Raw genomic sequence first — 24,901 nt, 5'->3', positions numbered from 1 at the left:
CAAAAGAGAGGGTCAAACCCTACGGAGGAACAAATGGAAGAAGATTATGTGATGATACCGGGCAGCGGAACCAAAAAGATCATCCGCGATGTCAAAAAGGAGATCGAAACGGCCTTCCTGGATTATTCCATGTCGGTCATCGTGTCCCGCGCCCTGCCCGATGTGCGGGACGGCTTGAAACCCGTCCATCGCCGCATTCTGTACACCATGCATGAGCGCGGCAACGACCCCAGCCATGCATACCGCAAATCTGCCGATACCGTTGGTGCAGTGCTGGGCTCTTACCACCCCCACGGCGACGCATCGGTCTACGATGCCATGGTACGTCTGGCACAGGATTTCTCGCTGCGCTATCCGCTGGTGGATGGTCAGGGTAACTTTGGTTCTGTGGACGGCGACCCCCCGGCTGCTTACCGTTACACCGAAGCCCGCATGAGCCGCATGGCGGTGGAGATGCTGACCGATATCGAGAAGGATACCATCGACTGGGACCCCAACTTTGACGAGACCAAAAAGGAGCCCAGCGTGCTGCCCTGCCGCTTCCCGAACCTGCTGGTCAACGGCAGTCAGGGCATTGCGGTCGGTATGGCCACCAACATCCCGCCCCACAACCTGAGCGAAGTCATTGACGGCTGCATCGCCTATATCGATGACCCGGACATCGACCTGCCCGGCCTGATGGAGCACATCAAGGGACCGGACTTCCCCACTGCCGGCATCATCATGGGACGCAGCGGCATCCGCGCCGCCTACGCCACCGGACGCGGCAAGATCACCCTGCGCGGCCGCGCCACCATTGAGGAGACCAAGAACGGCCGCACCCAGATCGTCATTACCGAGATCCCCTATATGGTCAACAAGGCGCGTCTCATCGAGCACATGGCAGACCTTGTCAAGGAAAAGCGCATCGAGGGCATTACCGGCCTGAACGATGAGACCAACCGCAAGGGTATGCGCATCGTGGTGGATATCCGCAAGGACGCCAATGCACAGGTCATCCTGAACCAGCTGTACCAGTACACCCAGCTGCAGGATACCGTGGGCGTCATTATGCTGGCCATCGACCATAAGGTGCCCAAGGTGCTCACCCTGAAGCAGATGCTGCAGAAGTATGTGGAGTTTCAGGATGAAGTGGTGCGCCGCCGCACCCAGTACGACCTGAAAAAGGCCAAGGAGCGCGCCCACATTCTGGAAGGTCTGAAGAAGGCCACCGATATCGTGGACGAGCTGATCGCCACCATCCGCGCCTGCAAGGGCGGCATGGCAGAAGCCAAGGCTGCCATCATGGAGCAGTTCGGCTTTGATGACCCGCAGGCAGACGCCATCGTCAAGCTGCAGCTGGGCCGTCTGGCTGGTCTGGAAATTTTGAAGATCGAGGAAGAACTGGCCGGCCTGCGCGCCAAGATCGAGGACTGGGAAGCTATTCTGGCGGATGACGCCCGGGTGCTTGCCATCGTCAAGGACGAGCTGCTGGAAATGAAGAAGCGCTTCGGCGACGAGCGCCGCACCGAGATCCAGTCCGTGACCGGTGAGGTGGATATCGAGGATCTGATCGCCGAGGAACAGTGCGTCTACACCCTGACCGAAGCCGGTTATATCAAGCGTCAGCTCAAGGCCACCTATCAGGCACAGCGCCGCGGCGGACGCGGCATCTCCGGCATGACCCGCAAGGAAGAGGATATCGTGCAGGAGATGTTCGTAGGCTCCACCCACGACTATGTGCTCTTTGTCACCGACCGGGGCCGCCTGTTCCGCATCAAGGGCTACACCATCGCCGAGGGCAGCCGCACCAGCAAGGGCATGAACATCGTCAACCTGCTGCAGCTGGCGGAGGGCGAAAAGGTCACCAATATGATCTGCCAGAGCAAGGACGCCGAGCAGTCGGGCGGCTATGTGACCATGGTCACTAAGCAGGGTCTGATCAAGCGCACCCCGCTGGAGCAGTACGCCAACATCCGCAAGAGCGGCCTGATCGGCATTGCCCTGAACGAGGGCGATGCCTTGGCATGGACCCGCCTGACCTCCGGCCACGATATGCTCATCGTTGCCACCCGCAACGGTCAGGCCATCCGCTTCAACGAGGAAAACGCCCGCCCGATGGGCCGTAACGGCCACGGCGTGCGCGCCATCCGTCTGGCAGAGGGCGACGAAGTTGTCGGCGTGTGCATCTGCCGCGAGGGCGGCACGGTGCTGACCGTGACCGAGAACGGCAAGGGACGCCGCTCGGATATCGACACCTACCGCATCACCGCCCGCGGCGGCAAGGGCATCCGCAACTACGATGTGAGCCGCGACAAGGTTGCCGCCGTGAAGATCGTGGATGACGTGGATGACGTGCTGCTGAGCAGTCAGGAGGGCATCATCATCCGCCTGCACGCCAACGAGATCCCGCTGCAGAGCCGCTACGGCTCCGGCGTGCGGGTGATGCGTCTGGGCGAGAACGACAAGGTGATGGTGCTGGCACGCACCGACCACGACGACGAAGCACAGACCGAGAAGATCGATGCTTCCGAAGCCGATGCCGAGCCCACCGCCGAGCAGCTGGCCGAGATGGAAGCCGCCGATGCTGCTGCCGCCACCGAAGCCCCGGAGGCAGACCCCGAGGAGAAGGAATAATTGAGCTGAAACAGGAACTCTTTGCTGTTGATTGTTTTACTGAAGCAGGCTCGCCCTCTCAGTCAAATCCTTCGGATTTGCCAGCTCCCCCAAAGGGGGAGCCCTTGGCAGTCCACACGGACTTCATCTTTTTGCCAAGGCCTCTCCCTTTGGGAGAGGTGGCACGGCGTAAGCCGTGACGGAGAGGGCGAGGACGCTTCCCGCAGCGCCGCGCTTTCGTAGAAAGCGGCGCTGCAACTGCCGTTTTCCTCTACGCCCTCTCCTGTGAAAATGGGTTTCAGGAAAGTCCGCAGACTTTCCTGAAACCCGAAATATCAAATGATTTTTCCGCTGAAAATGCCCAAAGCGCACGCGGCGGGCATTCTAAATCGTCTCGCCCGGTGGAAAGCGCATTTTTTGCGCGTTCCTACCGTCAGGTTTGTCTGGACTTCCCCTTGGAACTGTGCTAGAATAAACGAAATCACAATACCCGTGGGGGAGTAGCAGGCGCTTTGCAGAGCGCAGCAAGTCAACATAATGACTGTTTCAGTCTGGCTTGCTTTCATTTGCGAGACTCATGTGTTTTGGTGCGTGTTTGCTGCGCCCGTGCACATGGAGTGGATCTCAAAAAATCACCCGGTCCCGGACGTACAATGCGCCCGGGGCCGGGTTTTGTTTTGGTTTGGATTACGGTCAACAAACAGGAGGCAGACAGAATGGAATGGAGTTTTGTGTTTTTTCTCAACAGCGTTTTGCTGGGCGTGGGGCTTGCGATGGATGCGTTTTCGGTGTCCATGGCAAACGGCCTGCACGACCCTAAAATGAACAAGGGCACGATGTGCAAAATCGCGGGCACTTTTGGCATTTTTCAGGCCGCAATGCCTATGATCGGCTGGGTGTGCGTGCATACCATCGTGGAGCTGTTTGCGTCCTTCGAGACCCTGATCCCGTGGATCGCGCTGGCGCTGCTGAGCTACATCGGCGGCAAGATGCTGATGGACGGTATCCACGGCGAGGAAGCCGAAGAAGCGGCAGAGCTCAGCGCCGGGGCGCTGTTCATGCAGGGTGTCGCCACCAGCATTGATGCGCTCTCGGTGGGCTTTACCATCTCGGAATACGGCTGGCTGATGGCGCTCACCGCTGCTATCATCATTGCGGTGGTCACCTTCATCCTCTGCATGGCGGGTCTGCGCATCGGCAAAAAGTTCGGCACACAGCTTTCCGGCAAGGCGAATATCCTGGGCGGCGTCATCCTTATCGGCATCGGACTGGAGATCTTCATCACCGGGGTGTTCTGAATATAAAAAGCCCGGAGCGTCTGCGGACACTCCGGGCTTTTTGCTTTAACTCCCTCAGTCACGGCATACGCCGCGACAGCTCCCTCGGGGAGGGAGCCTCTGGCGGAACCGGAAACTTCACGGTTTGACCGGAAAGTTTATCGCCATGCCAAAGGCCCCATCCCAGAGGACGACTTCCCCCGCTCCGGGGGAAGATGTCACCGCAGGTGACAAAAGGGGGAGTCTGGCATCGCGTAGCGATGACTGGGGGAGTTTTTCGTCTTTGTTCCCCGTGGAACAATTTGGCATTATTTCACGGTCTCCGGCTCAAAAAAGTCGGCGTATTCCTTGGTCAGCTTGCTGCCAAGGCGGCGGATACCGCCGTATAGGTGCCGCTCCACCAGCGGCTCAAAGGCGGCAAGGTCGCACCGCTCGATGGCGTTCAGCAGGTTGCGGTGGTCGGCAATCACCTCGTCCAACCCGCCGGTGGTCATGGTGTCCAGCATACGGAAACGGCTGTAATCGGCGTGGGCGTTCTGCAGGGTGCTCCACAGGTACATCTTGTCCATGGCAGAAAACCACGTCTCGTGCAGGCGGCAGTCGGCTTCGTACAGCTTGTTGAAGTCCGGGTTCTCGGCGCGGGCAAGGGCTTCGTATGCGTCCACCCGCGCACGGATCTGCGCCCGCTGCGCCGGGGTGGCGATGGGGGCAAAATCGCGCAGGATGCGCCCCTCCACAGCGGTGCGCTCGTAGATCAGCTCGTCCACGATGCGCCGGTTCAGCCGGGTGACGGTGGTGCCCTTGTAGGGCACGATGCGCACCAGCCCGTTTTCCTGCAGTTTTTGCAGCACCACCCGGATCATGGAGCGCGGCGCACCGAACCGGGTGCACAGCGGATTCTCACTCAGCGCAGAACCGGGACGGATGGTCAGATCGATGATCTCCCGCTCCAGCACGGCGTAAATTTCGGCATCAGTCTTGTATTGCTGTTCCATATCACTCACCTAATTCCAAAAACTCCTTCCACGGTGCGGCGGCGGGCAGGGGCAGAGAAAAGGCCATGGGCTTGCCGGTGTCCGGGTGCACAAAGCGCAGGCCGCAGCTTTGCAGGGCGATGCTGCCCTTCTGGCGGCTGCCGTATTTGCCGTCGCCGTACAGCGGGTGTTTGCGGCTGGCAAACTGTACCCGGATCTGATGGGTGCGCCCGGTGTGCAGGGTGATCTCGGCAAGGCTGTTCTCCCCTGCCGTGGCAAGGATGCGGTATTCCAGCACCGCCTCCCGCACCCCCTTGCGGGAACGGCTGACCGGGAACACCCTGCCCTTGCGGCTGTCCTTGAACAGGTAGTCCCGCAGCACTCCGGCGGCGGGCAGCTGCGCGTCCGGCACACCGGCGAGGACGGCGCGGTACTGCTTGACGAACTGCGGCGCGGCGGCTTTGCCCTCGGCGCGGCCATCCTGCACGGCGTAGGCGTCCTGACTTTGGGTGACCTGACGGCTCAGGGCGGCGGCAGCTGCCGGGGTGCGGGCATAGACCATCAACCCGGACACACCGGTGTCCAACCGGTGCACCACCCCCACAAAGGCATCGGGCGCGTTCCAGTGGGCGCGCAGCGCGGCGGGCACGCCCTCCTCGCTGGAAAGCCCGGCAGGCTTGTCCAGCACCACAAGGGCGGCATCCTCGTATAAGATCACAGCTTGCCCTCGGCCAGCAGAGCCTTCAGCTTCAGGATGCCCGCAATGGTCTTGCCGTCCTTGATCTCGCCGCTCATGACCATCTGATACGCCTTTTCCAGCGGCACCCGGTCGGGAGTCAGGAACTCGTCCGCATCAAGGTGCATCTTGGTCTCGTGCAGACCGGTGGCGACCCATGTGTAGATGACCTCGGTATCGTAGCCCACGGTGGGGTAGAATTCGCCCAGCGAGATGTAGTTGTCGGCGGTCAGACCGCACTCCTCTTCCAGCTCCCGTTTGGCAGCTGCAAAGGGGTCCTCGCCCTTTTCCAGCTTACCGGCGGGCAGCTCCCACAGCTGCTGCTGCATGGCATAGCGGAACTGCCGCACCATGCAGATGGAGCCGTCTGCAAAATAAGGCAGGATGCAGGCGCCGCCGTGGTGGTGCACCACCTCGCGGGTAGCGGTCTTGCCGTTTTCCAGCAGCGCGGTGTCCTTGGTCAGGGTGATGACCCGCCCCTCGAACAGGGTCTCGCTGGAGAGAGTTTTTTCAAAGTGTACGGTATCGTTCATTTGTTTTACGCCCCTTTTCCGGCGCAGCGCCGGTTTTATGCTCTCAGTTTACGGCAAAGTGCGGTTTGTTGTCAATAAAGATATGATAAATACAAGAGGAGAGGGAAAACCTTTAGCTGGCTCGCCCTCTCAGTCAAAGCCTGTCGGCTTTGCCAGCTCCCCCAAAGTGGGAGCCCTTGGCAGTCCCCGCAAACTTCATCTCTTTGCCAAGGCCTCTCCCTTTGAGGAAAGACTTCCCCCGCGCCGGGGGAAGATGTCGCAAAGCGACAAAAGGGGGAGTGTGGATTTGCGAAGCAAAGACGGAGAGGGCGAGGACGCTTGCCTGAACTCCCCCAGTCATCGCTGCGCGATGCCAGCCCCCTCTAAGATGGGGCCTTTGGCATAGCGGCAAAGTTTCCGGCTAAAGCGAAAAGCTTGCGGGCGCGCCAGAGGCTCCCTCCCCGAGGGAGCTGGCAAAACCGTCAGGTTTTGACTGAGGGAGTTTCCTTTCGCGAAAAAAATCACAATTTCTGGAAGCGACGGTGGGCAAAAACCGAAAATCAGCATCACTGCTTGCTTTAGCGCACTAAAGAAAGTACAAAACCGCTAAAAAATTTCTTAATTTTTGGTGCGTTTGTCGGGCGGTTTGCGTTTACTTTATTGCCGGAATCTGCTATTATAGTATACAAGCAATAGTGCCTTTTATGGGGTTCTCCGGTCCCAGCGGGCATATTGCCCCGCGCAAAAGGTACCAAATTCTGAATAATGGAGGAAGAAAAATGCCTAGAGCAAAGCAAACTATGGATGGCAATACCGCTGCCGCCCATGTAGCGTATGCCTACACGGACGTGGCTGCCATCTACCCCATTACCCCGTCTTCTCCGATGGCTGACTCTGTGGACCAGTGGTCTGCAGCCGGCCAGAAGAACATCTTCGGCAACCAGGTCAAGGTCGTTGAGATGGAGTCCGAGGCCGGCGCCGCTGGTGCTGTCCACGGCTCTCTGGGTGCAGGTGCTGTTACCACCACCTTCACCGCTTCTCAGGGCCTGCTGCTGATGATCCCCAACATGTACAAGATCGCTGCTGAGCAGCTGCCCTGCGTGTTCGATGTTTCTGCACGTACCGTTGCTACCCAGTCCCTGAACATCTTTGGTGATCACAGCGACGTTATGGCTTGCCGCCAGACCGGCTTTGCAATGCTGGTCGAGAGCAGCGTGCAGGAAGTTATGGATCTGTCCCCTGTCGCACATCTGTGCGCCATCGAGGGCAAGGTTCCCTTCCTGAACTTCTTCGATGGCTTCCGTACCTCTCACGAGTACCAGAAGATCGAGAAGTGGGACTACGCTGATCTGAAGGAAATGTGCAACATGGAGGCTGTTGAGGAGTTCCGCAAGAAGGCTCTGAACCCCGAAAGCCCCAAGATGCGCGGTTCCCACGAGAACGGCGACGTGTTCTTCCAGCACCGCGAGGCCTGCAACAGCGTTTACAACGCTCTGCCGGCTGTTGTTGAGAAGTACATGGCTAAGATCAACGCAAAGCTGGGCACCAACTACGATCTGTTCAACTACTACGGCGCAGCCGATGCTGACCGTGTGATCGTGGCTATGGGCTCCATCTGCGACGTTGCTGACGAGGTCATCGACTACCTGAACGCCAAGGGCGAGAAGGTCGGTATCATCAAGGTCCGCCTGTACCGTCCCTGGGTGTCCTCCGCTCTGCTGAAGGTCCTGCCCAAGACCGCCAAGAAGGTGGCTGTGCTGGACCGCACCAAGGAGCCCGGCTCTCTGGGCGAGCCCCTGTATCTGGATGTTGCCGCTACCCTGCGTGAGGCTGGCCTGAACGATGTCGTTCTGACCGGCGGCCGCTACGGTCTGGGCAGCAAGGACACTCCCCCGTCCTCCATCTTCGCTCTGTTCAAGGAGCTGGAGAAGGATCAGCCGAAGGAGCGTTTCACTCTGGGTATCACCGATGACGTCACCTTCCTGTCCCTGCCCGAGGTCAAGCCCGCTCCCATCACCGCAGCTGCTGGCACCAAGGAGTGCAAGTTCTGGGGTCTGGGCGGCGACGGCACCGTCGGCGCAAACAAGAACTCCGTCAAGATCATTGGCGACCATACCGACAAGTATGTTCAGGCATACTTCCAGTATGACTCCAAGAAGACCGGCGGCGTGACCATCAGCCACCTGCGTTTCGGCGACAAGCCCATCCGCAGCCCCTACTACATCAACCAGGCTGACTTCGTGGCCTGCCACAACCCCGCTTACATCCACATGGGCATGAAGATGGTCCAAGATGTCAAGCCCGGCGGCGTGTTCATGATCAACTGCCAGTGGTCCGATGAGGAGCTGGGCCAGCACCTGAACGCCGAGGCAAAGAAGTATATCGCTGACAACAACATCCAGCTGTATACCATCAATGCTATCGATAAGGCTATCGAGATCGGCATGGGCAAGCGCACCAACACCATCCTGCAGTCTGCATTCTTCAAGCTGGCTGACGTCATGCCCATTGATGACGCCATCAACTTCATGAAGCAGGCCGCTCAGAAGAGCTACGGCAAGAAGGGCCAGGACGTCGTTGAGATGAACTGGAAGGCCATTGACGCAGGCGTTGACGCTATCCACAAGGTAGACGTGCCCGCATCCTGGTCCAACCCCGAGGCTGATCCCGCACCCAAGGCTCTGGCTGGCCGTCCGGAACTGGTCAAGCAGATCCGCGACGTCATGGAGCCCATTGCCCGTATGGATGGCGACAGCCTGCCTGTCTCCTCCTTCGTGGCAAATGCAAACGGCGAGTGGGAGCAGGGCGCTTCTGCATACGAGAAGCGCGGCACTGCTGTCAACGTCCCCGAGTGGGATGCTGCAAAGTGCGTTGGCTGCAACCAGTGTGCATTCGTGTGCTCTCATGCAACCATCCGTCCCTTCCTGCTGACCGCTGACGAGCTGGCAGCTGCTCCTGCCCAGACCAAGAGCCGCGATAACAAGCTGACCCCCGAGTACAAGTTTGTTATGGCTGTTTCTCCGCTGGACTGCATGGGCTGCGGCGAGTGCGTCACCGTCTGCCCCACCAAGGCTATCACCATGGTTCCTCAGGACAGCCAGGCCGATCAGCAGGCAGTCTTTGACTACTGCGTGGCCAACATCTCCAAGAAGGCTACCAAGATGGCTGATGACACCGTTATGGGCTCTCAGTTCAACCAGCCCCTGCTGGAGTTCTCTGGCTCCTGCGCAGGCTGTGCCGAGACCTCTTACGCTCGCCTGATCACTCAGCTGTTCGGCGAGAAGATGTACATCTCCAACGCTACCGGCTGCTCCTCTATCTGGGGCGGCACCGCTTCCATCTCTCCGTACACCGTCAACAAGGACAGCGGCCATGGTCCTGCATGGTGCAACTCCCTGTTCGAGGATAACGCAGAGCATGGTCTGGGCCTGTACATCGGCCAGAAGACCGTCCGCGAGAACCTGATCAAGGAGATCGCAGAGGTTGCTGGTTCCGACAAGGCTTCTGCTGAGCTGAAGGCTGCTTTCGAGCAGTTCATGGCTACCAAGAACAACACCAAGGCCAACGACGAGCCCGCAAAGGCCCTGATCGCTGAGCTGGAGAAGGCTGCTGCTGCCGGCTGCGAGAAGTCTGCAGAGATCCTGAAGAGCAAGCAGTACATCGCCAAGAAGTCCGTCTGGATCTTCGGCGGCGACGGCTGGGCATACGACATCGGCTTCGGCGGTCTGGATCACGTTCTGGCTTCCGGCGAGGATGTCAACGTGATGGTCTTCGATACTGAGATGTACTCCAACACCGGTGGACAGGCTTCCAAGGCCTCCAACATCGGCGAGGTCTGCCAGTTCGCTGCTGCGGGTAAGGAGATCAGCAAGAAGAGCCTGTCCGAGATCGCAATGACCTACGGTTACATCTATGTTGCTCAGATCGCTCTGGGCGCTAACATGAACCAGGCTGTCAAGGCGATTGCCGAGGCTGAGGCTTACCCCGGCCCCTCTCTGATCATCGGCTACGCTCCCTGCGAGCTGCACGGTGTCAAGGGCGGCATGACCAACTGCCAGAACGAGATGAAGAAGGCAGTCGAGGCTGGCTACTGGAACCTGTTCACCTTCAACCCCGCCAACAAGGCTCAGGGCAAGAACCCCTTCACCCTGACCTCCAAGGCTGTGGACAACGAGAAGTATCAGGCTCTGCTGGCAAACGAGACCCGTTACAGCCGTCTGACTCGCGCCTTCCCCGAGCGTGCTAAGGAGCTGTTCGCTCGCAACCAGGAGGTTGCAAACGACCGCTACGAGCACCTGACCCGTCTGGTCGAGCTGTACAAGTAAGCTGTTTCAAAGCAGCGGCAGAGACACCAAATGAACCAGCGGCTCCTGCTCTTTCCCGTGTGAAGAGCGGCAGCCCCGCATCGGCGGTTACTGCGCAATGCAGCGGTGCGGAACTGTGGAATTTGCCTTTGCCGTGCACAGAACAGGCTGAACGTTTTGCCCTGTACCTGACAGAACGGTCGAAAAACCTGATTTCATTCCCCGCCTTTTGCGCAGGGGCTTGAGATACCAAAGCGCCCGCGAGGGCCCTTGAGAGCACACCCCGCGTGTGTCAGGAGCATAAGGTCTGCGTGCAGATACCTTGCTCCGCCTGCGGCATAAGACCTGCTTTGCAGGGATCTTGTCTCAGTGAAAAAACTGCATCAGTTTTTAGCGCCCCGCTCACCGCAAGGTGACCGGGGCGTATTTTTTTGTAAAAAAAAACAGCAAGTGCTGCTGCACGTTGTCCGGTGCAGCAGCACTTGCTGAATTTAATTTTGCATCAGTTCTCGCCAAAGAAACCATTTTCGCTCATAGATGCCCACTTGAGGTACATTTCCTTATAGTTGTCTTTGATGAAACTTTGAATCTTGCTCAGTTCCCTGTCGGTCAGCACCCCGCGATTTTGTATCACAGTGTCTCCATTGCTTTTTACAAAGAATTTTGCAGAACCGCCCTCAGTCAATTTACGGTCACTGGCATGGACGTGCATACATTCAATGATGCAGTGCGCGGTAAAATAAAGATAGTAACCGCAAATTTTGAAATCATAATATTTCGGCATTACGATTCCTCCAGATGCTTCCGGTTCCGGCTGTAATAGTCCTGAACAATGGCTAATTCAATATCATCCATGGTGGTTTCCAGTACCTTTCCATCGGCAGACAGTACACAGGCACTTGCGGGGTTATTCAAATTCAAAACACGGACAGAATCATTGCTTTTTGAAAAGGCATAGCCATTTACGATCATGTCTGCGTGGTCAGCAACGCTTAAAATATCAGGCATATTGCAACTCTACCTTTCGGATCGGCTTTAAAAAAGCATCGGCATCAATATACAAATTGTTCAGGATGGGAACCAGATCGATATACTCTTCTTCTGCGGGAGCACCCTTGTATTTTGCCATGACTACAAGATAGCCCTTGTCCCATTCCAGAATATCCGTGTAACGTTCCAGCGAAGAAGGTGTGCGGAACCGGATGGTTCTGCCGTTGTAGGTGAACGCGGTAAAATTACCGCTGTTGTTCAAAAATGCACAATCGCTCATAAGAGTACCTCCTTCATGGCTGCTTTTACAGTTTCATTTTAGCATCTCTGCAACCGAACGTCAACCAAAAAGCTTATCACAAAATCTTCCAGAATTTTCCGCTTCCTTTTTACAGTTTCTTCATAGCTTCTTAACGAAATGAATGGTGAAAGCTGTTATACTTTTGCCATGGGAAGCGGGGCCGCAACCACTTCCCAAGTAACATGATTCCTCCTCACACCAAGGCAATATCCAAGCAAAACACCCTTCTCTGTGTGCCGCAACACGGAGAAGGGTGTTTTGTTTCTGTAAGACGCCGTATTGCAATTCAACTTTTTAATGCAGCGGCAACAACGTTGAATTGCATATCGCAAATATGCTGTTTGAATGTTGCACTGATTTCTTGCCTTGCGATAAAAATCTTTGCAAAACCTCGCTTTAGGGTTGACCCCCTTTTTTTGCGGCGCTATAATAAAAAAGGATATAGCCAATGCAGCGCCCGGCGCGGGTGCTGCGGCTGCGGAATTTACGAAAACTGGGAGGTGAACGCAGGACAATGGACCCTGATCATAGTCGAAGTAGCTCCACCGATGCGGTAGATCGGACAACAAAAAGTACTGCGTTCGCCTTTTTGCCCCCGGCGGCTTATAAAAAGCCCCCGGCATAGGAAAGGCGCGGCTTTGCGTGCGCGGAAACGGCTGCTTTTGCGGCATTCCGGCACCGGGCGGCGCGTTTTTTGTTTCCCGACCTGCTGCATCCTCCGGCGCGGAGAAAGCCCTCCGCGCCGTATAGTGCCCAGAGGAGGTAGCCCATGGAAATGGAAGAAAAGAAGCTGGAAACCAACACGGAACAGAACCTGCCGGTGCAGGAGCTGCCCGCCGATATTCCCGCCGAGGTGCGTCAGAAGCTGGCGGAGGATCTGAACGAGGAAGCCACCGAGGATCTGAAGCAGGATATGCGGGAGGCAGAGCGGGAGGAAGCCAATGACGAAGAGGTCAAGGCAAACCCCGAGATGCTGACCAAGAGCCGTCTGCTGAAGCTGCTGATCAAAAAGCAGTACGTCAAGCTGCGCGAGGTGACCGAGGAAGAGCAGCCCGCCGACCTTGCCGAGCTGCTGGAAGAACTGGACGAGAACAACCGTCTGGTGGTGTTCCGTCTGCTGAAAAAGGAAGTTGCCACCGAAGCCTTTGCCTATATGTCCGACGAAGCCCGGGACGATCTGGTAAACGCCTTCTCGGACGTGGAACTGGTGAGCGCCATCGAGGAGATGAGCCTTGACGATGCCGCCGACCTGCTGGAAGATATGCCCGCAGGCGTGGTCAAGCGGGTGCTGGAAAAATCCTCCCGGGAGACCCGCGAGAGCCTGAACAAGCTGCTGAACTACCCGGAAAGCTCTGCCGGCAGCCTGATGACCCCGGAATATGTGCGTCTGCGCATGGATATGACGGTGGAACAGGCTTTTGCCGCCATCCGCAAGCAGGGCGAGAATGCCGAGACCGTCTACACCTGCTATGTGGTGGAGAGCAACCGGCTGCAGGGCGTTGTCTCGGCCCGCAATCTGCTGCTGGCAGACCCCAAGACCCCCATCACGGAGATCATGGAGGACAATCTGGTCACCGTGAAGGTCACCGACGATCAGGAGTTCGTGGCCCGTGAGATGCAGCGCTACGACTTTACCGCCATGCCCGTTTTGGACAACGAGGGGATGTTCGTGGGTATCATCACCATCGACGATGCTATTGACGTTCTGACCGACGAGAGCACCGAGGATATGCAGAAGATGGCCGCCATTCTCCCGGATGACGACGCCACCACCTACTTTGGCACCAGCGTGTGGACCCACGCCAAGCAGCGCATCCCGTGGCTGCTGATCCTGATGCTGTCCGCTACTTTTACCGGCATGGTCACCACCCACTACGAGGAAGCCTTTGTCAGCCTGCCGCTGCTGGTGTCCTTCATGCCCATGCTGATGGATACCGCCGGTAACTGCGGCAACCAGATCAGCACCCTGATGGTGCGCGGTCTGGCACTGGGCGAGGTAGAGCCCGCCGACTTTGTGCGGGTGCTGGCCAAGGAGCTGCGGGTGTCTGCCATCGTGGGCGCGGTGCTGGGCGTTGTGAACGGCCTGCGCATCTACCTGATGTACACCTTCCTCTTCCCCGGTCAGTACGCCAACGTGATGGGCTACGCCATCGTGGTCAGCGTGTCGCTGTTCTTCAGCGTCATTCTGGCAAAACTGGTGGGCGGTATGCTGCCGCTTGCCGCCAAAAAGCTGGGTGCCGACCCCGCTATTATGGCTACCCCCTTCATCACCACCATTGTGGACGCCTGCAGCCTGATCCTCTATTTCCAGATCGCACAGCTGGTGTTCCGCAATATGATGTAAGCTGTCAGCTACTGCACCCCGGACAAGCAAACTCGCTTGTCCGGGGTGCTTTTTTAGAATCCTCGCCCTCTCCGTCTGCTCACTGCGTTCGCATCCACCTCTCCCAAAGGGAGAGGCCTTGGCAAAGAGATGAAGTTTGCGTGGACTGCCAAAGGCTCTCCCTTTGGGAGAGCTGGCACCGAAGGTGACTGAGAGGGCGAGGATGCTACCCTTGTGCAGCAGCTTTTTCCAGTGTGGAAAACCGCTGTTTGTGTCCGTTTTCCACACCGGGTTTTTCTCCCCGGCGGTTTGTGGAAAACTGCCCGGGGCAAAATTCCAGATTGGAGAAAAGCAAAACCGTAAGCCGGAGTAAACTGTAAAAACAAAAGAAAAACCTTCGACTTTCTTTTTTATAAAAGGCAGAATGCCCACATTTTAGCCCAGAAACTTCCAGAATGCGGCGGCATCCATTACGGCTTGTATAGGACTTTCCTCCACTGGATGTGGAAAACTATGTGGAAAAGGTGGAAAACATCGTTGGAAACTGCGCTTCTTTTTCACAAAAACGGTGGAAAACCCGGTGGAAAAAGTGAAAAGTTCATTCCAGAACGGATAGTCTATACAATTTCCGGTTGTCGTTTTGGGACTTAAAACCCGCATGAATGCTGTGTTTTTTCCGCCTTTTCCACACCCCGGCGGCTGCGGGGTGAAAAAATCGGTTTTCCGCTGAAGGCTTCCCCCGGACGGGGGAAGCTGTCACCGCAGGTGACTGATGAGGGCGCTGTTGCCGTAGTTACCCCTCATCCGGCGCTACGCGCCACCTTCCCCCCAAGGGGTGAAGGCTTTTGCTCTGGGGCAAGCTGCGAAAGTTGATTTCAACGCCTTCCGCGTGGATTTTCTTGAATGCGGGGGCCTGTCATGGTAAAATAGGAGTAACATGAAACTGGCGGGGCATCCCGCAACGGAGGCGAAACACATGAACAACTGGCTGAACAGGCTGGAGCGCAAGTATGGCCGCTATGGCATCCCGAACCTGACCAATATTCTGGTGGCGGGGCAGATCTTAGTGCTGGCCATCGAGCTGTTTGTTGACCGCACCATCCCCTACTGGCTGGGGCTCAGCCGCAGCCTGCTGCTGCAGGGGCAGATCTGGCGGGTGATCAGCTTTATATTCATCCCCTTTTCCGGCGGCAGCATCCTCAGCGTGGTGCTGGGCATCTACTTCACATGGTTCGTCGGTACGGCGCTGGAACGGGAGTGGGGCGATTTCCGCTACACGGTGTATCTGCTGTCCGGCGTGCTGGGCACAGTGCTGGGCTGTCTGCTCACCGGCGTGACCGCCAGCACCTACTGCCTGTCCCTCTCACTGCTGCTGGCCTTTGCCATGCTGTACCCGGAGGTGCAGCTGCTGCTCTTCTTTGTCATCCCCATCCGGGTGAAGTACTTCGGCATTTTTGCGGCTGTGCTGTGGGTGTTCAGCTTTCTGGGCGCTTCCCTGCCCGGCAAGCTGGACTATCTGCTGTCCATGCTCAACGTCTGGCTCTTCTTTGCCCCCATGGCCTACCGCTCTCTCCGCGCATGGGTGCGCCGGGAGCAGTGGAAGAGGAAGAATAGAAGGTAAATCCTCCCGTGAAGCGTCCTCGCCCTCTCAGTCAAGCCCTGTCGGGCTTGCCAGCTCTCCCAAAGGGAGAGCCCTTGGCATAGCGGCAAAGTTTCCGGTTTCGCCAGAGCCTCTCCCTTTGAGGAAAGACTTCCCCCGCTCCGGGGGAAGATGTCGCGCAGCGACAAAAGGGGGAGTGTGGCACGGCGTAAGCCGTGACGGAGAGGGCGAGCCAGCTGCCCACTGCGCGGCTGTTTCCGCAGGAAACAAGCGCGGCAGCTGCCGTTTTCCTCCACGACCCTACCCGTGAAAAGGCAATTCTGGAAAATCCGCGTTTGCGTAGCAATGAAAGCCCCAGTGGGGCTTTTAAGCGGCAGAGCGGTCTGCGTTAGCAGATGGAGGGGCTTTGCCCCGACAAGCTCCGCAGATTTTCCAGAATTGCGAAATATAAAATAATCTTTCCGCTGAACATGGCTAGAGCGCAGCGGAAGCCATTTTAAATCGTCTTACGTCTCACAAAAGGAGTACCCCCATCATGATGCTGGACCGCATGGAAGGCAACGCAGAACTGAAAACCAGCGTGCAGCAGATGCTGGCCACCCGCCGGCTGACCCATAGTGTGCTGCTGGTGGGCGAAGCCGGTCTTGGCACCGGCTTTGCCGCCCGCTGCATCGCCGCCGACTACCTCTACCCGGCAGGCGGTGCCGCCGCCGAAGCCCTTTTGCGCGGCGAGTGCTGCCGCGCCGTGGCAAAGGCCGGTAAGCGCGACAGCGGCACGGTGGAGACCGGCATCGTGCGGGAAGCCATCTCGGTGTCCGGTATGGGCAGCGGCGGGAAGTATCTGGTCGGTCAGGTCACCGCCATGCGCAGCGAAATTTTCAACACCAGCCTTTCCGCCGAGGGGCGCGCGGTGCTTTTGTACCATGTGGAGCGGATGAACGAGGAATCCGCCAACGCCCTGCTCAAGGTCATGGAAGAGCCGCCGGAGGGGGTGCTGTTCCTGCTCACGGCGGATTCGCTGGCCAGCGTGCTGCCCACCATCCGCAGCCGCTGCGTCAGCTTTGCGGTGGCACCGGTGTCCCCCGCCGACTGCACCCGCTACTGCGCGGCGCAGGGGGTGGATAAAAAAACAGCCGCACTGTACAGTGAGCTGTTCGATGGTCATATCGGCACGGTGCTGGCGGTCGCCCGGGACGAAGCCCGCGCCGCACAGGTAGAAAAGGCGCTGGAACTTGCCCGCGCTGCCGCCGCCCGGGACAGCTACACCGCCGCCGTGCTGCTTGCCGCTTACGAAAAGGATAAAGCCGCCGCAGCCGCCCTGCTGACCGATTTTCGCGCCGTGGCAGCAGCTGGTCTGCGCAGCAGTCCCCGCGCCCCGGTGCAGGGCACACAGGCGCGGCAGGCGGTGCGTCTGGCAGATGCCGCCTTGCAGCGGCTGGGCGCACAGGTGAACCCCAAAGTGGTGCTCTCGGTGTTTGCGGCAAAGCTGCGTACCCTTTGAAAAAATAACGAAACAACAAGAACCCCCTCCGGCGCTTGCGGTACACCGGAGGGGGTTCTTGTTTGGGGTATTGCTTTGGTGTGAGGAGGAATCATGTGCGGGGAAGTGGTTGCGGCCCCACTGTCCCTGCAAGATACAGTATACCCGATTTTACGAAAAAAGTCATTACATTTTTGTGAAAAATCAAAAAAGTTCCTGAAACTTTGTACCGCACTGCGAAAAAAATACAAAATGAAACGTTTGAGAAGTCGCGCGTGTTCTGATGGGCAGCGTGCTCGCCCTCTCCGTCTGCTCACTGCGTTCGCATCCACCTCTCCCAAAGGGAGAGGCCTTGGCAAAGAGATGAAGCTTGTGTGGACTGCCAAGGGCTCTCCCTTTGGGAGAGCTGGCGCGAAAGCGCCTGAGAGGGCGAGGTTGATTCCCCCGCGCAGCGCCGCACTCTCACCCGTTTTTCATCTGCTCCGCGTGCAGTCTGCCGTGCTCCACATAATGGGCAGCATTGTGCAGGTTGGCTTCCACCTGCGCCGCGCTCACCTGCTTGATGACCCGGGCGGGCACGCCCACCGCCACCGAATTGTCCGGGATGACCATGCCCTCCGGCACAAGCGCCCCTGCCCCGATGATGCAGTTTTTGCCCACCACGCAGTGGTTCAGCAATGTGGCGTGCATCCCGATCAGACTGCCGTCCCCTACGGTGCAGCCGTGCACCAGTGCGCAGTGCCCTACCGTGACGTTTTCGCCAAGGGTCACGCAGCCGCCAATGTCGCAGTGCAGCACCGCGTTGTCCTGCACGTTGCTGTTTTTGCCGATGGTCAGCGTGCCGTCATCGCCGCGCAGCACCGCGCCGTACCAGACGGTAGAGCCGGGCTTTAAAACCACATCCCCCTGCACGGTGGCGCTGGGAGCTACAAAAGCTGCGCCCTCATCGCGGGGCGTTTTTCCACAAAAGGATAAGAACATTGTTAAAAACCACCTTTCTCTTTTGGTTCTTTTATGGTATTCTTATAAGTAAGGAACAAAAATGTGCGCGCCGGTTTTGCCGGAGCGGGATTCAAGGGGGTACGCTCATGCTTCATAACACGTTCTGCCGCCGGCTGGCGGCGCTGGTGCTCACATTGGCAGTGGCTCTTTCGGCAGCGCTGCCGGGGTTTGCGGCATACCCCATGCCCGTCCAGACCGCTACCGAGACCGAGTCGGTGTATCTGTTCAACGCGGACACCGGCAAGACCATCCTGAGTCAGAACGCCGACCAGCAGAAATATGTGGCAAGCCTGACCAAGCTGATGACCGCCCTGCTGCTGGTGGAAAGCGGCAAGGACCTGAACGGTGAAGTGACCGTGCCCACCGACCTGACGCAGGAGTTCAAGGATATCCAGAACGCCAACGGCACCACCATAGGGCTGCGCATCGGCGAGACCGTGCGCCGCATCGACCTGCTGAACGCCATGCTCATCGTCAGCGCCAACGACGCCGCCAGCGTCATCGCGTGGGACGTGGGGGGCAGCGTGGTGGGCTTTGTGCAGCAGATGAACGCCAAGGCGGCAGAACTGGGCTGCACCGGCACGAACTTTACCTGTGCCCACGGCCTGTTTGACTACGGCAACGTGTCCACCGCGCAGGATCTGGCAAAGATCGCCGCCGCCTGCGCGGAGAACCAGACCTTTGCACAGGTGGCGGGCACTGCCAGCTATGTGATGCCTGCCACCAATCTGCGCAAGGAAGAGCGTACCATCAGCAGCTCCAACAGCCTGATGAACAGCGAAAGCTCAAACTACCGGGAGTATGTCCAGTGGGTCAAGGGCGGCTTTACCACGCTGGCAGGCCGCTGTATCGTGGCCTTTGCCCAGCAGGACGGCCACAGCTACGGGCTGGTGATCCTTGGCTGCGACACGCTGGAGCACCTGTTTACCGAGTGCGACGACCTGTTCGACTGGGCGTTTGCCAGCTTTGCCGACCGTCCGCTGGTGGATACCAAGACCGTGCTGACCACCGTAGACCTGAACAAGTGCCGCACCGAGCCGGTGGTGGAGCTGTACGCCGCCGCGCCGGTCAGCGGCTACGGCCACAGCGATGATAAGGTAAGCTATTCCTTCGACCTGCCCGAGCGCGTCTCCGCTACCGTCAAGGAAGGTCAGAAGCTGGGCACCGCTACCGTCTATCTGGACGGCTACGAGGTGGGACAGGTAGACCTTGTGACCCACCGGGAGTATGTGTCGGACTTCCGCACCGATATCAAAGCCACCCTGCTGCTGCTCTGCGCTCTGATTTTGATTTTGTGCGCACTGGGCTTTGTCACCCTGCGCTGCGGCGGCGGGCTGACCCTCAACCAGCGCCGCCGCCAGATGAAACGGAGAAGATAGGAAGCGTAAAGCGCCTGTCCGGCGAAGCCGGACAGGCGCTTTTATCCTTTATACTGCTCCGTAGATGCCGTGCACCGACACTTCCCCGGTGAAAACGTGCTGTTCCCCGGCATCGGTGCGCACCACTAAACGCCCTTCGGCGTCCACATCCACGGCTTCGCCTGCGCCCTGACTGCCGTCCGGCAGGTCAAAGGTGACCCGGCGGCCCAGATTGATGCAGGCGGCTTTGTACTCCTCCCGGAAGGGCGCAAAGCCGTCCCGGGCAAAGGTGTACAGATTGCGGTCAAAGCCGAAATCTGTCAGCCCCTCCGCCAGCCATGCGGGGTCGGTGGCAAGATCCACCGCTGCGCCCTGCAGTGCCAGCGAGGTGCCGTGGGGCAGGTCGGCGGCGTCAAAATAGCTCTGGGGCTGGGCAAGGTTGATGCCAATGCCGCACAAAATGCCGCGCCCCTGCTGCTGGTAGCCGTAGCTCACGCTCTCGCACAGGATGCCCACGATCTTTTTACCGTTCAGCAAAAGGTCGTTGGGCCACTTGATCTGGCAGTCCACGCCATAGCGCAGCTGCAGCTGGCGGCGCACCGCAAGGCTTGCCAGCAGCGGCAGGGTGGCGGGCTGCGCCAGCGGCTCCTTGATGGCCACCGTGTAGTACAGCGCCTTGCCCTCGGCGTTTACCCAGCTGCGGCCAAGCCGCCCGCGCCCGGCGGTCTGGTTTTGGGTATACACCGCCGCCACCGGGCCGAACTCTTCAAAATGTTCCTTTACATAGGCGTTGGTGCTGCCGCATTCCGGCAGATAGCGCACCTCGTTGATGCTCATTGCTTGGGTACCTCTTTGTGCTCATAGGCGGTCACTGCGCCGTTTTCCAGCGTCAGCAGACCGTAGGTGTCCGGGCCGGTGTAGCAGCGCCCGCAGGAGCCGGGGTTGAACAAAAATACATTGCCCCGCTGCTCTGCGTGGGGGATGTGGGAGTGGCCGAACAGCGCCACCTCTGCGCCCCGGGCGGCGGCAGCGTCTGCCAACGTATCCAGATCGTATTTTACACCGTACATATGGCCATGTGTATAGAAAACCACCGTCTGATCGAAGCCTGCCAAGCCGTCCAGCGGCTCCAGTGCACCAAAATCGCAGTTGCCGGCCACGGAATATACCCGCAGATGGGGGAAAAAGGCCAGCGCCTGTTCCAGATCCCGCAGACCGTCCCCCAAAAAGATCACGGCATCCACGTTGTTCTGCTCTTTGCTCAAAATGCGCTTAATGGCGTCACGCGCGCCGTGGCTGTCGCTCAGGACCAGTAGTTTTGTCACGGAAAGATATCCTCCTCTATACTCATTCGGCAGCCTGCTGCAACAGCAGCAGCTGCTTGTACACTTCGCTCTTGGAATAGGCTGTGCCCTGTGCAGCAGCCTTGGCGGCGGCAGAAGCGCTGAAGCCCTCGCTGGTCAGCGCAAAAGCACGCTGCGCCGCCTGCTCCAGGGTCAGCTCCTCTTCCTCGGCGGCACCGGCGGGCGCACCCGCCATCACCAGCACATACTCGCCCCGGGGCTCGGCGGCGCGGTAGTGCTCCACGGCTTCGCCCAAGGTGGTTTTCCAGATCTCCTCGTGGAGCTTGGTCAGCTCCCGGCACAGGGTAATGCTGCGCTCTGCGCCAAAGGCGGCGGTCAGATCGTCCAGCGTGGTGCGCAGCTTGTGGGGCGCTTCGTAAAAGATGACCGTGCGCTTTTCCTGCAAAAGCTCGGCCAGACGCTCCTTTTTCTGCTTGCGGTTCACCGGCAGAAAGCCCTCGAACACCCAGCGGGAGGTGTCCTGCCCGGAGACCGCCAGCGCCGTAACGCAGGCAGAAGCGGCCGGGATGGGTACCACCTTGATGCCCCGCGCCAGCGCGTCCCGCACGATGACCTCGCCCGGGTCGGACACGCAGGGCATTCCGGCGTCACTGCACAAGGCGCAGCTCTCCCCTGCCTCGATGCGCTGCAAAATGGCTTCGCCCTTCTGCAAAGCGTGCTCGTAGTAGCTGACCATGGGCTTTTTCAGTCCCAGATAATTCAGCAGCTTCATGGTCACGCGGGTGTCCTCGGCGGCGATAAAGTCTGCCGCGCCAAAGGTGGCAGCCACCCGGGGCGGCATATCCTCCAGATTGCCGATGGGGGTCGCCACGATGTAGAGAGTTCCTGCCATAATTACCTCCTGAATTTATCGTCCGTACAGCGCCGCACCGGCGCGGATGAGCACGTCCGGCTCCACCCGCAGGCCGGTTTTACGGTTCTTCTGGGCTTCCACAAGGAACAGCCACGGGGCGTTTTCCGGGGCGTTCTTCACAAAGGCCAGCCGCTTGGGTTCCAGCCGGTGGGCGCGCAGCACGGCAAGCACCTCAGCCAGCCGCTCGGGGCGGTGGCACAGCGCCAGCCGCCCGCCGTCCTTCAAAAGCCGGAAGCCGCAGGCACAGACATCCTCCAAAGCGCAGGTGTTTTCGTGCCGGGCAAGGGCGTGGGCGGCGTTTTTGCTCTGCGGCCCCTCGGTAAAATAAGGGGGATTGCACGCACACACGTCAAATTGACCCTCGTCCTGCCGCCATGTGCGCAGGTCGGCACAGGCGGGGGTGATGTGGGTAAGCTGCTGCTCTTCCACCGCTGCCGCCAGCAGGGCACTGCCCTCGGGCTGCAATTCCAGCGCGGTGCAGGGGCCGCGGTGCCCCCGGTCGTGCCATTCCAGCGCCACGATGCCGCAGCCGGAGCACAGGTCTGCGGCTTTCTGGCCGCGTTTCGGCTCACAGAAGCGTGCCAGCAGCAGCGCATCCGAGCCGAACCGGTGCTCCGGGGCGCAGTAGACCATAGTTCTATTATACAAAACTTCCGTAGAATGTTCCATAGACAGTGTGCCGTTTCCCTTCCAAAAAATGCAGGGTATTTTCCTGCGGAATTTGTGCATGAAACAAAAAGCGGGGCGGCTGCGCAGTGTTTTGCGCAGTGCCTCTTTTTTGGCGCGGACGATTTGGAATGGCCACCGCGTGTGCTTTGGCCATGTGCGGCGGAAAAATGTTTTTGATTCAGCAGTTCGGCGCGTCTGCGGACGCGCCGAACTGCGTTTTTCATGAATTTACTTTATGATACCACAAAAAAGGACTGCTGCACAGATGTGCAGCAGTCCTTTTTGATGCGTTTTCAGCAAAAACTACTGATTATTCAGCAGCGATTGCACCAGTGGGGCAAGCACCCTCGCAAGCACCGCAATCGATGCAGGAATCAGCGTTCACAACTGCAGCGCCGTTCTCGATGGTGATAGCGCCAACCGGGCAAGCGCCCTCGCAAGCGCCGCAGCCAACACATGCGTCAGAAACCTTGTGTGCCATAATAAACTCTCCTTTTTTATCCCGTGCCGATGTAATGTATGAAGAAACGTACCTTGGCACGGCCACGCACGCCCCCCGGAATTTGTATCCTTGTCTGCATTCTAACAAAGCAGGCCGGAAAAGGCAAGACTAACCGTGCTGCCACAACCACAAAATAAAATATTTTGTGGGGTTGCACAAAAGCACGGCCTAACTTATAGCCAAAATTGCCGGAGATTTTTAGCGAAAATCACGAAGCCTAGTTAGTTTTATAATACTAACCGCCCGGATGTTCATCTCAAAGCTTAACGCTTGTCCCTTTTATATTCGCTCCTAAATCCAGAAAGTCAGCATTTATTTGCAGATACTTTTACTTTAGCTTGCTCGCCCTCTCCGTCTTTGCTTCGCAAATCCACCTCTCCCAAAGGGAGAGGCCTTGGCAAAGAGATGAAGTCTGCGGGGACTGCCAAAGGCTCTCCCTTTGGGAGAGCTGGCGCGTTAGCGCCTGAGAGGGCGAGTCCGCTGACCATGTGCAACAACAGCCCCTTACCGGAAAATCGCTCTCTATGGGTGCTTATTCCTTTTCACTTGCGCGGCGGCGGGGGCAGGCGGGGCGCTTTTCGTCGTCGGAGCTTGCCACCACCGGGGCGGGGTTGCGCACGCCGGAGTAATCATCGTCCGGGTCGGGACGGCGGGGCGGGCGCTTGCCGCCGCTCACATACTCGCACACGCCCACCTTGTAGTACCGGGGCGCAAGGCTCTCGGTGCCGCAGCGCACCCGCAGGTAGCCGGACACCGGGTTCACCTCCAGCACGGTGCCCAGACCGTCCGGGGTGCGCACCGTGCTGCCCACCATGGGCATGATGCTGTTCAGGTACTCGTAGGCGCTTTCCTCGTAGGCAAGGCAGCACATCAGACGGCCGCAGGCACCGCTGATCTTGGTGGGGTTCAGCGAAAGTCCCTGCTCCTTTGCCATCTTGATGGAAACGGGCTGGAAATCCTTTAAAAAGCGGCTGCAGCAGAAAGGCTGACCGCAGATGCCCAGACCGCCGATCATCTTGCTCTCGTCGCGCACGCCGATCTGGCGCAGCTCGATGCGGGTGTGGAAGATGCCTGCCAGATCCTTGACCAGCTCCCGGAAGTCCACCCGTCCGTCGGCGGTGAAGTAGAACATGATCTTGGAGCGGTCCAGCGTGTACTCGGCCTCCACCAGCTTCATCTCCAGCCCGTGGCGGACGATGCACTCCTGACAGGTGTGGAAGGCGCGTTTTTCGTCCTCGCGGTTCTGGCGCATCCGGCGGATATCTACGCTGTCGGCCATGCGGGTGATGGGCTTCAGCGCCTTGGGGACGGCGGCATCCGCCAGCTCCCGCACGCCCTGCACCACCTCGCCGCACTCCACGCCGCGGGCAGTTTCCACAATAACGTATTCCCCGGTGTGGATAGCAGCATCGCCGGGATCAAAATAATAGCTTTTGCCGTTTTCCTTAAAACGGACCGAAATGACTTTTTTCATAGTGTTCCTCGTTTTTGTATCGGATAAGCCCCTTACAAGGGGCAACTTTTTCAGTATGCTGTTAGTATACCATAATCAAAAGCACATTTCTATGCAAAAAGAAAAGTCTTTGCGCCCCACGGCGGGACGATTGGAAATGCCCTCCGCGTTCGCTTTGCGCATATTCAGCGGAAAGAATATTTTAAATTTCGCGTTTGTCGCGCTCTGCGGAGCGCTCCAAACGCATTTTCACGGGAGGGGTCGTAACGGAAAACGGCATTTGCAGCGCCGCTTTCTGCGAAAGCGCGGCGCTGCGGTTAGCATCCTCGCCCTCTCAGTCACCTACGGTGACAGCTCTCCCAAAGGGAGAGCCCTTGGCAGTCCCCGCAAACTTCATCTTTTTGCCAAGGCCTCTCCCTTTGGGAGAGGTGGCACGGCGTAAGCCGTGACGGAGAGGGCGAGGACGCTTGCGGGGTACATCCCCAATTTTTTCCCCTCCCCTGCAATGATACACCCCGCTCAACCGTATGCAGTACGGGAAAGGTGTCGGAATTCTGTCCGGCGGCAGAAGGGAGGAAAGCAGACAGAATGCCGGTTTTGGGGCGGCA

General features: G+C 58.5%; 20 protein-coding genes. 7 read left to right on the top strand and 13 right to left on the bottom strand.

Annotated features, from left to right (window positions below):
* Positions 1 to 33 precede the first annotated feature (33 nt).
* Positions 34 to 2,616 carry a DNA gyrase subunit A gene (gene gyrA, locus C4N24_RS11075; RefSeq protein ID WP_112091462.1) on the top strand — a complete coding sequence of 861 codons (2,583 nt, stop codon included), beginning with the start codon at positions 34 to 36 and terminating at the stop codon, positions 2,614 to 2,616.
* Between the two features lie 695 nt (positions 2,617 to 3,311).
* Complete coding sequence (locus C4N24_RS11070) at positions 3,312 to 3,893, top strand: manganese efflux pump MntP (protein WP_112091461.1); 582 nt, start codon at positions 3,312 to 3,314, stop codon at positions 3,891 to 3,893.
* 287 nt (positions 3,894 to 4,180) lie between these two features.
* Here the strand turns inward: C4N24_RS11070 and C4N24_RS11065 are convergent, their stop codons facing one another.
* The 3 genes from C4N24_RS11065 to C4N24_RS11055 are packed head-to-tail and all read right to left on the bottom strand — an operon-like array spanning position 4,181 to position 6,115.
* Complete coding sequence (locus tag C4N24_RS11065; protein WP_112091460.1) at positions 4,181 to 4,867, bottom strand: GntR family transcriptional regulator; 687 nt, start codon at positions 4,865 to 4,867, stop codon at positions 4,181 to 4,183.
* 1 nt (position 4,868) lies between these two features.
* Entirely contained in the window at positions 4,869 to 5,564 is a 696-nt protein-coding gene (locus tag C4N24_RS11060) for an RluA family pseudouridine synthase (RefSeq protein ID WP_112091459.1), read from the bottom strand.
* Positions 5,561 to 6,115, bottom strand: coding sequence for an NUDIX domain-containing protein (locus tag C4N24_RS11055; RefSeq protein WP_112091458.1), 555 nt, complete (start codon positions 6,113 to 6,115; stop codon positions 5,561 to 5,563). The genes C4N24_RS11060 and C4N24_RS11055 overlap by 4 nt, the downstream gene beginning before the upstream one ends.
* A gap of 758 nt (positions 6,116 to 6,873) precedes the next feature.
* Here C4N24_RS11055 and nifJ point away from each other — a divergent pair.
* Positions 6,874 to 10,419, top strand: a complete 3,546-nt coding sequence (gene nifJ, locus C4N24_RS11040; RefSeq protein WP_112091456.1) for a pyruvate:ferredoxin (flavodoxin) oxidoreductase — start codon at positions 6,874 to 6,876, stop codon at positions 10,417 to 10,419.
* Between the two features lie 481 nt (positions 10,420 to 10,900).
* Here nifJ and C4N24_RS11035 read toward each other — a convergent pair whose 3' ends face one another.
* The 3 genes from C4N24_RS11035 to C4N24_RS11025 are packed head-to-tail and all read right to left on the bottom strand — an operon-like array spanning position 10,901 to position 11,668.
* Positions 10,901 to 11,182 (bottom strand): DUF4160 domain-containing protein, encoded by a 282-nt coding sequence (locus tag C4N24_RS11035; RefSeq protein ID WP_112091455.1) that lies wholly within the window; start codon positions 11,180 to 11,182, stop codon positions 10,901 to 10,903.
* Positions 11,182 to 11,406: a DUF7723 family protein gene (locus tag C4N24_RS11030; RefSeq protein ID WP_112091454.1), complete on the bottom strand. Its 225-nt coding sequence runs from the start codon at positions 11,404 to 11,406 to the stop codon at positions 11,182 to 11,184. Before C4N24_RS11030 ends, C4N24_RS11035 begins: the two co-directional genes overlap by 1 nt.
* A complete protein-coding gene (locus C4N24_RS11025) occupies positions 11,399 to 11,668 on the bottom strand; it encodes a DUF7724 family protein (protein ID WP_112091453.1) in 270 nt (89 codons plus the stop codon). Before C4N24_RS11025 ends, C4N24_RS11030 begins: the two co-directional genes overlap by 8 nt.
* 790 nt (positions 11,669 to 12,458) lie before the next feature.
* On the opposite strand from C4N24_RS11025, the gene mgtE reads away from it, so the two are divergent.
* From mgtE to C4N24_RS11005, 3 genes are all read left to right on the top strand, one after another.
* Positions 12,459 to 14,033 (top strand): magnesium transporter, encoded by a 1,575-nt coding sequence (gene mgtE / locus C4N24_RS11015; protein WP_112091451.1) that lies wholly within the window; start codon positions 12,459 to 12,461, stop codon positions 14,031 to 14,033.
* Positions 14,034 to 14,988: 955 nt separating this feature from the next.
* Positions 14,989 to 15,633, top strand: coding sequence for a rhomboid family intramembrane serine protease (locus C4N24_RS11010; protein WP_242983248.1), 645 nt, complete (start codon positions 14,989 to 14,991; stop codon positions 15,631 to 15,633).
* A 514-nt stretch (positions 15,634 to 16,147) separates the two neighbouring features.
* Positions 16,148 to 17,113, top strand: a complete 966-nt coding sequence (locus tag C4N24_RS11005; protein ID WP_112091449.1) for a hypothetical protein — start codon at positions 16,148 to 16,150, stop codon at positions 17,111 to 17,113.
* 441 nt (positions 17,114 to 17,554) lie between these two features.
* Here the strand turns inward: C4N24_RS11005 and C4N24_RS11000 are convergent, their stop codons facing one another.
* Positions 17,555 to 18,073, bottom strand: a complete 519-nt coding sequence (locus C4N24_RS11000) for a gamma carbonic anhydrase family protein (protein ID WP_112091448.1) — start codon at positions 18,071 to 18,073, stop codon at positions 17,555 to 17,557.
* Between the two features lie 107 nt (positions 18,074 to 18,180).
* On the opposite strand from C4N24_RS11000, the gene C4N24_RS10995 reads away from it, so the two are divergent.
* Positions 18,181 to 19,473 carry a D-alanyl-D-alanine carboxypeptidase family protein gene (locus C4N24_RS10995; RefSeq protein ID WP_112091447.1) on the top strand — a complete coding sequence of 431 codons (1,293 nt, stop codon included), beginning with the start codon at positions 18,181 to 18,183 and terminating at the stop codon, positions 19,471 to 19,473.
* 48 nt (positions 19,474 to 19,521) lie between these two features.
* On the opposite strand, the gene C4N24_RS10990 is transcribed toward C4N24_RS10995, so the two are convergent.
* From C4N24_RS10990 to C4N24_RS10965, 6 genes are all read right to left on the bottom strand, one after another.
* A complete protein-coding gene (locus C4N24_RS10990; protein WP_097778953.1) occupies positions 19,522 to 20,289 on the bottom strand; it encodes a biotin--[acetyl-CoA-carboxylase] ligase in 768 nt (255 codons plus the stop codon).
* Entirely contained in the window at positions 20,286 to 20,777 is a 492-nt protein-coding gene (locus C4N24_RS10985; RefSeq protein ID WP_112091446.1) for a metallophosphoesterase family protein, read from the bottom strand. The genes C4N24_RS10990 and C4N24_RS10985 overlap by 4 nt, the downstream gene beginning before the upstream one ends.
* A 22-nt stretch (positions 20,778 to 20,799) precedes the next feature.
* Positions 20,800 to 21,648 carry a 16S rRNA (cytidine(1402)-2'-O)-methyltransferase gene (gene rsmI, locus C4N24_RS10980; protein WP_112091445.1) on the bottom strand — a complete coding sequence of 283 codons (849 nt, stop codon included), beginning with the start codon at positions 21,646 to 21,648 and terminating at the stop codon, positions 20,800 to 20,802.
* A 15-nt stretch (positions 21,649 to 21,663) separates the two neighbouring features.
* The gene (locus C4N24_RS10975) at positions 21,664 to 22,338 is read right to left on the bottom strand and encodes a tRNA1(Val) (adenine(37)-N6)-methyltransferase (protein WP_242983247.1); all 675 of its coding nucleotides are present in this window, start codon (positions 22,336 to 22,338) and stop codon (positions 21,664 to 21,666) included.
* A gap of 310 nt (positions 22,339 to 22,648) precedes the next feature.
* Positions 22,649 to 22,819 (bottom strand): DUF362 domain-containing protein, encoded by a 171-nt coding sequence (locus tag C4N24_RS10970; protein ID WP_006735241.1) that lies wholly within the window; start codon positions 22,817 to 22,819, stop codon positions 22,649 to 22,651.
* A gap of 553 nt (positions 22,820 to 23,372) precedes the next feature.
* Positions 23,373 to 24,314 carry a PSP1 domain-containing protein gene (locus C4N24_RS10965; RefSeq protein WP_112091443.1) on the bottom strand — a complete coding sequence of 314 codons (942 nt, stop codon included), beginning with the start codon at positions 24,312 to 24,314 and terminating at the stop codon, positions 23,373 to 23,375.
* Between the last annotated feature and the right edge of the window lie 587 nt (positions 24,315 to 24,901).

This window comes from Faecalibacterium prausnitzii (assembly GCF_003287405.1).
GTDB classification, from domain to species: domain Bacteria; phylum Bacillota; class Clostridia; order Oscillospirales; family Ruminococcaceae; genus Faecalibacterium; species Faecalibacterium intestinale.
Note: the sequence above shows the minus strand (reverse complement) of the source record. Positions and strands in the feature narration are given on the sequence as shown.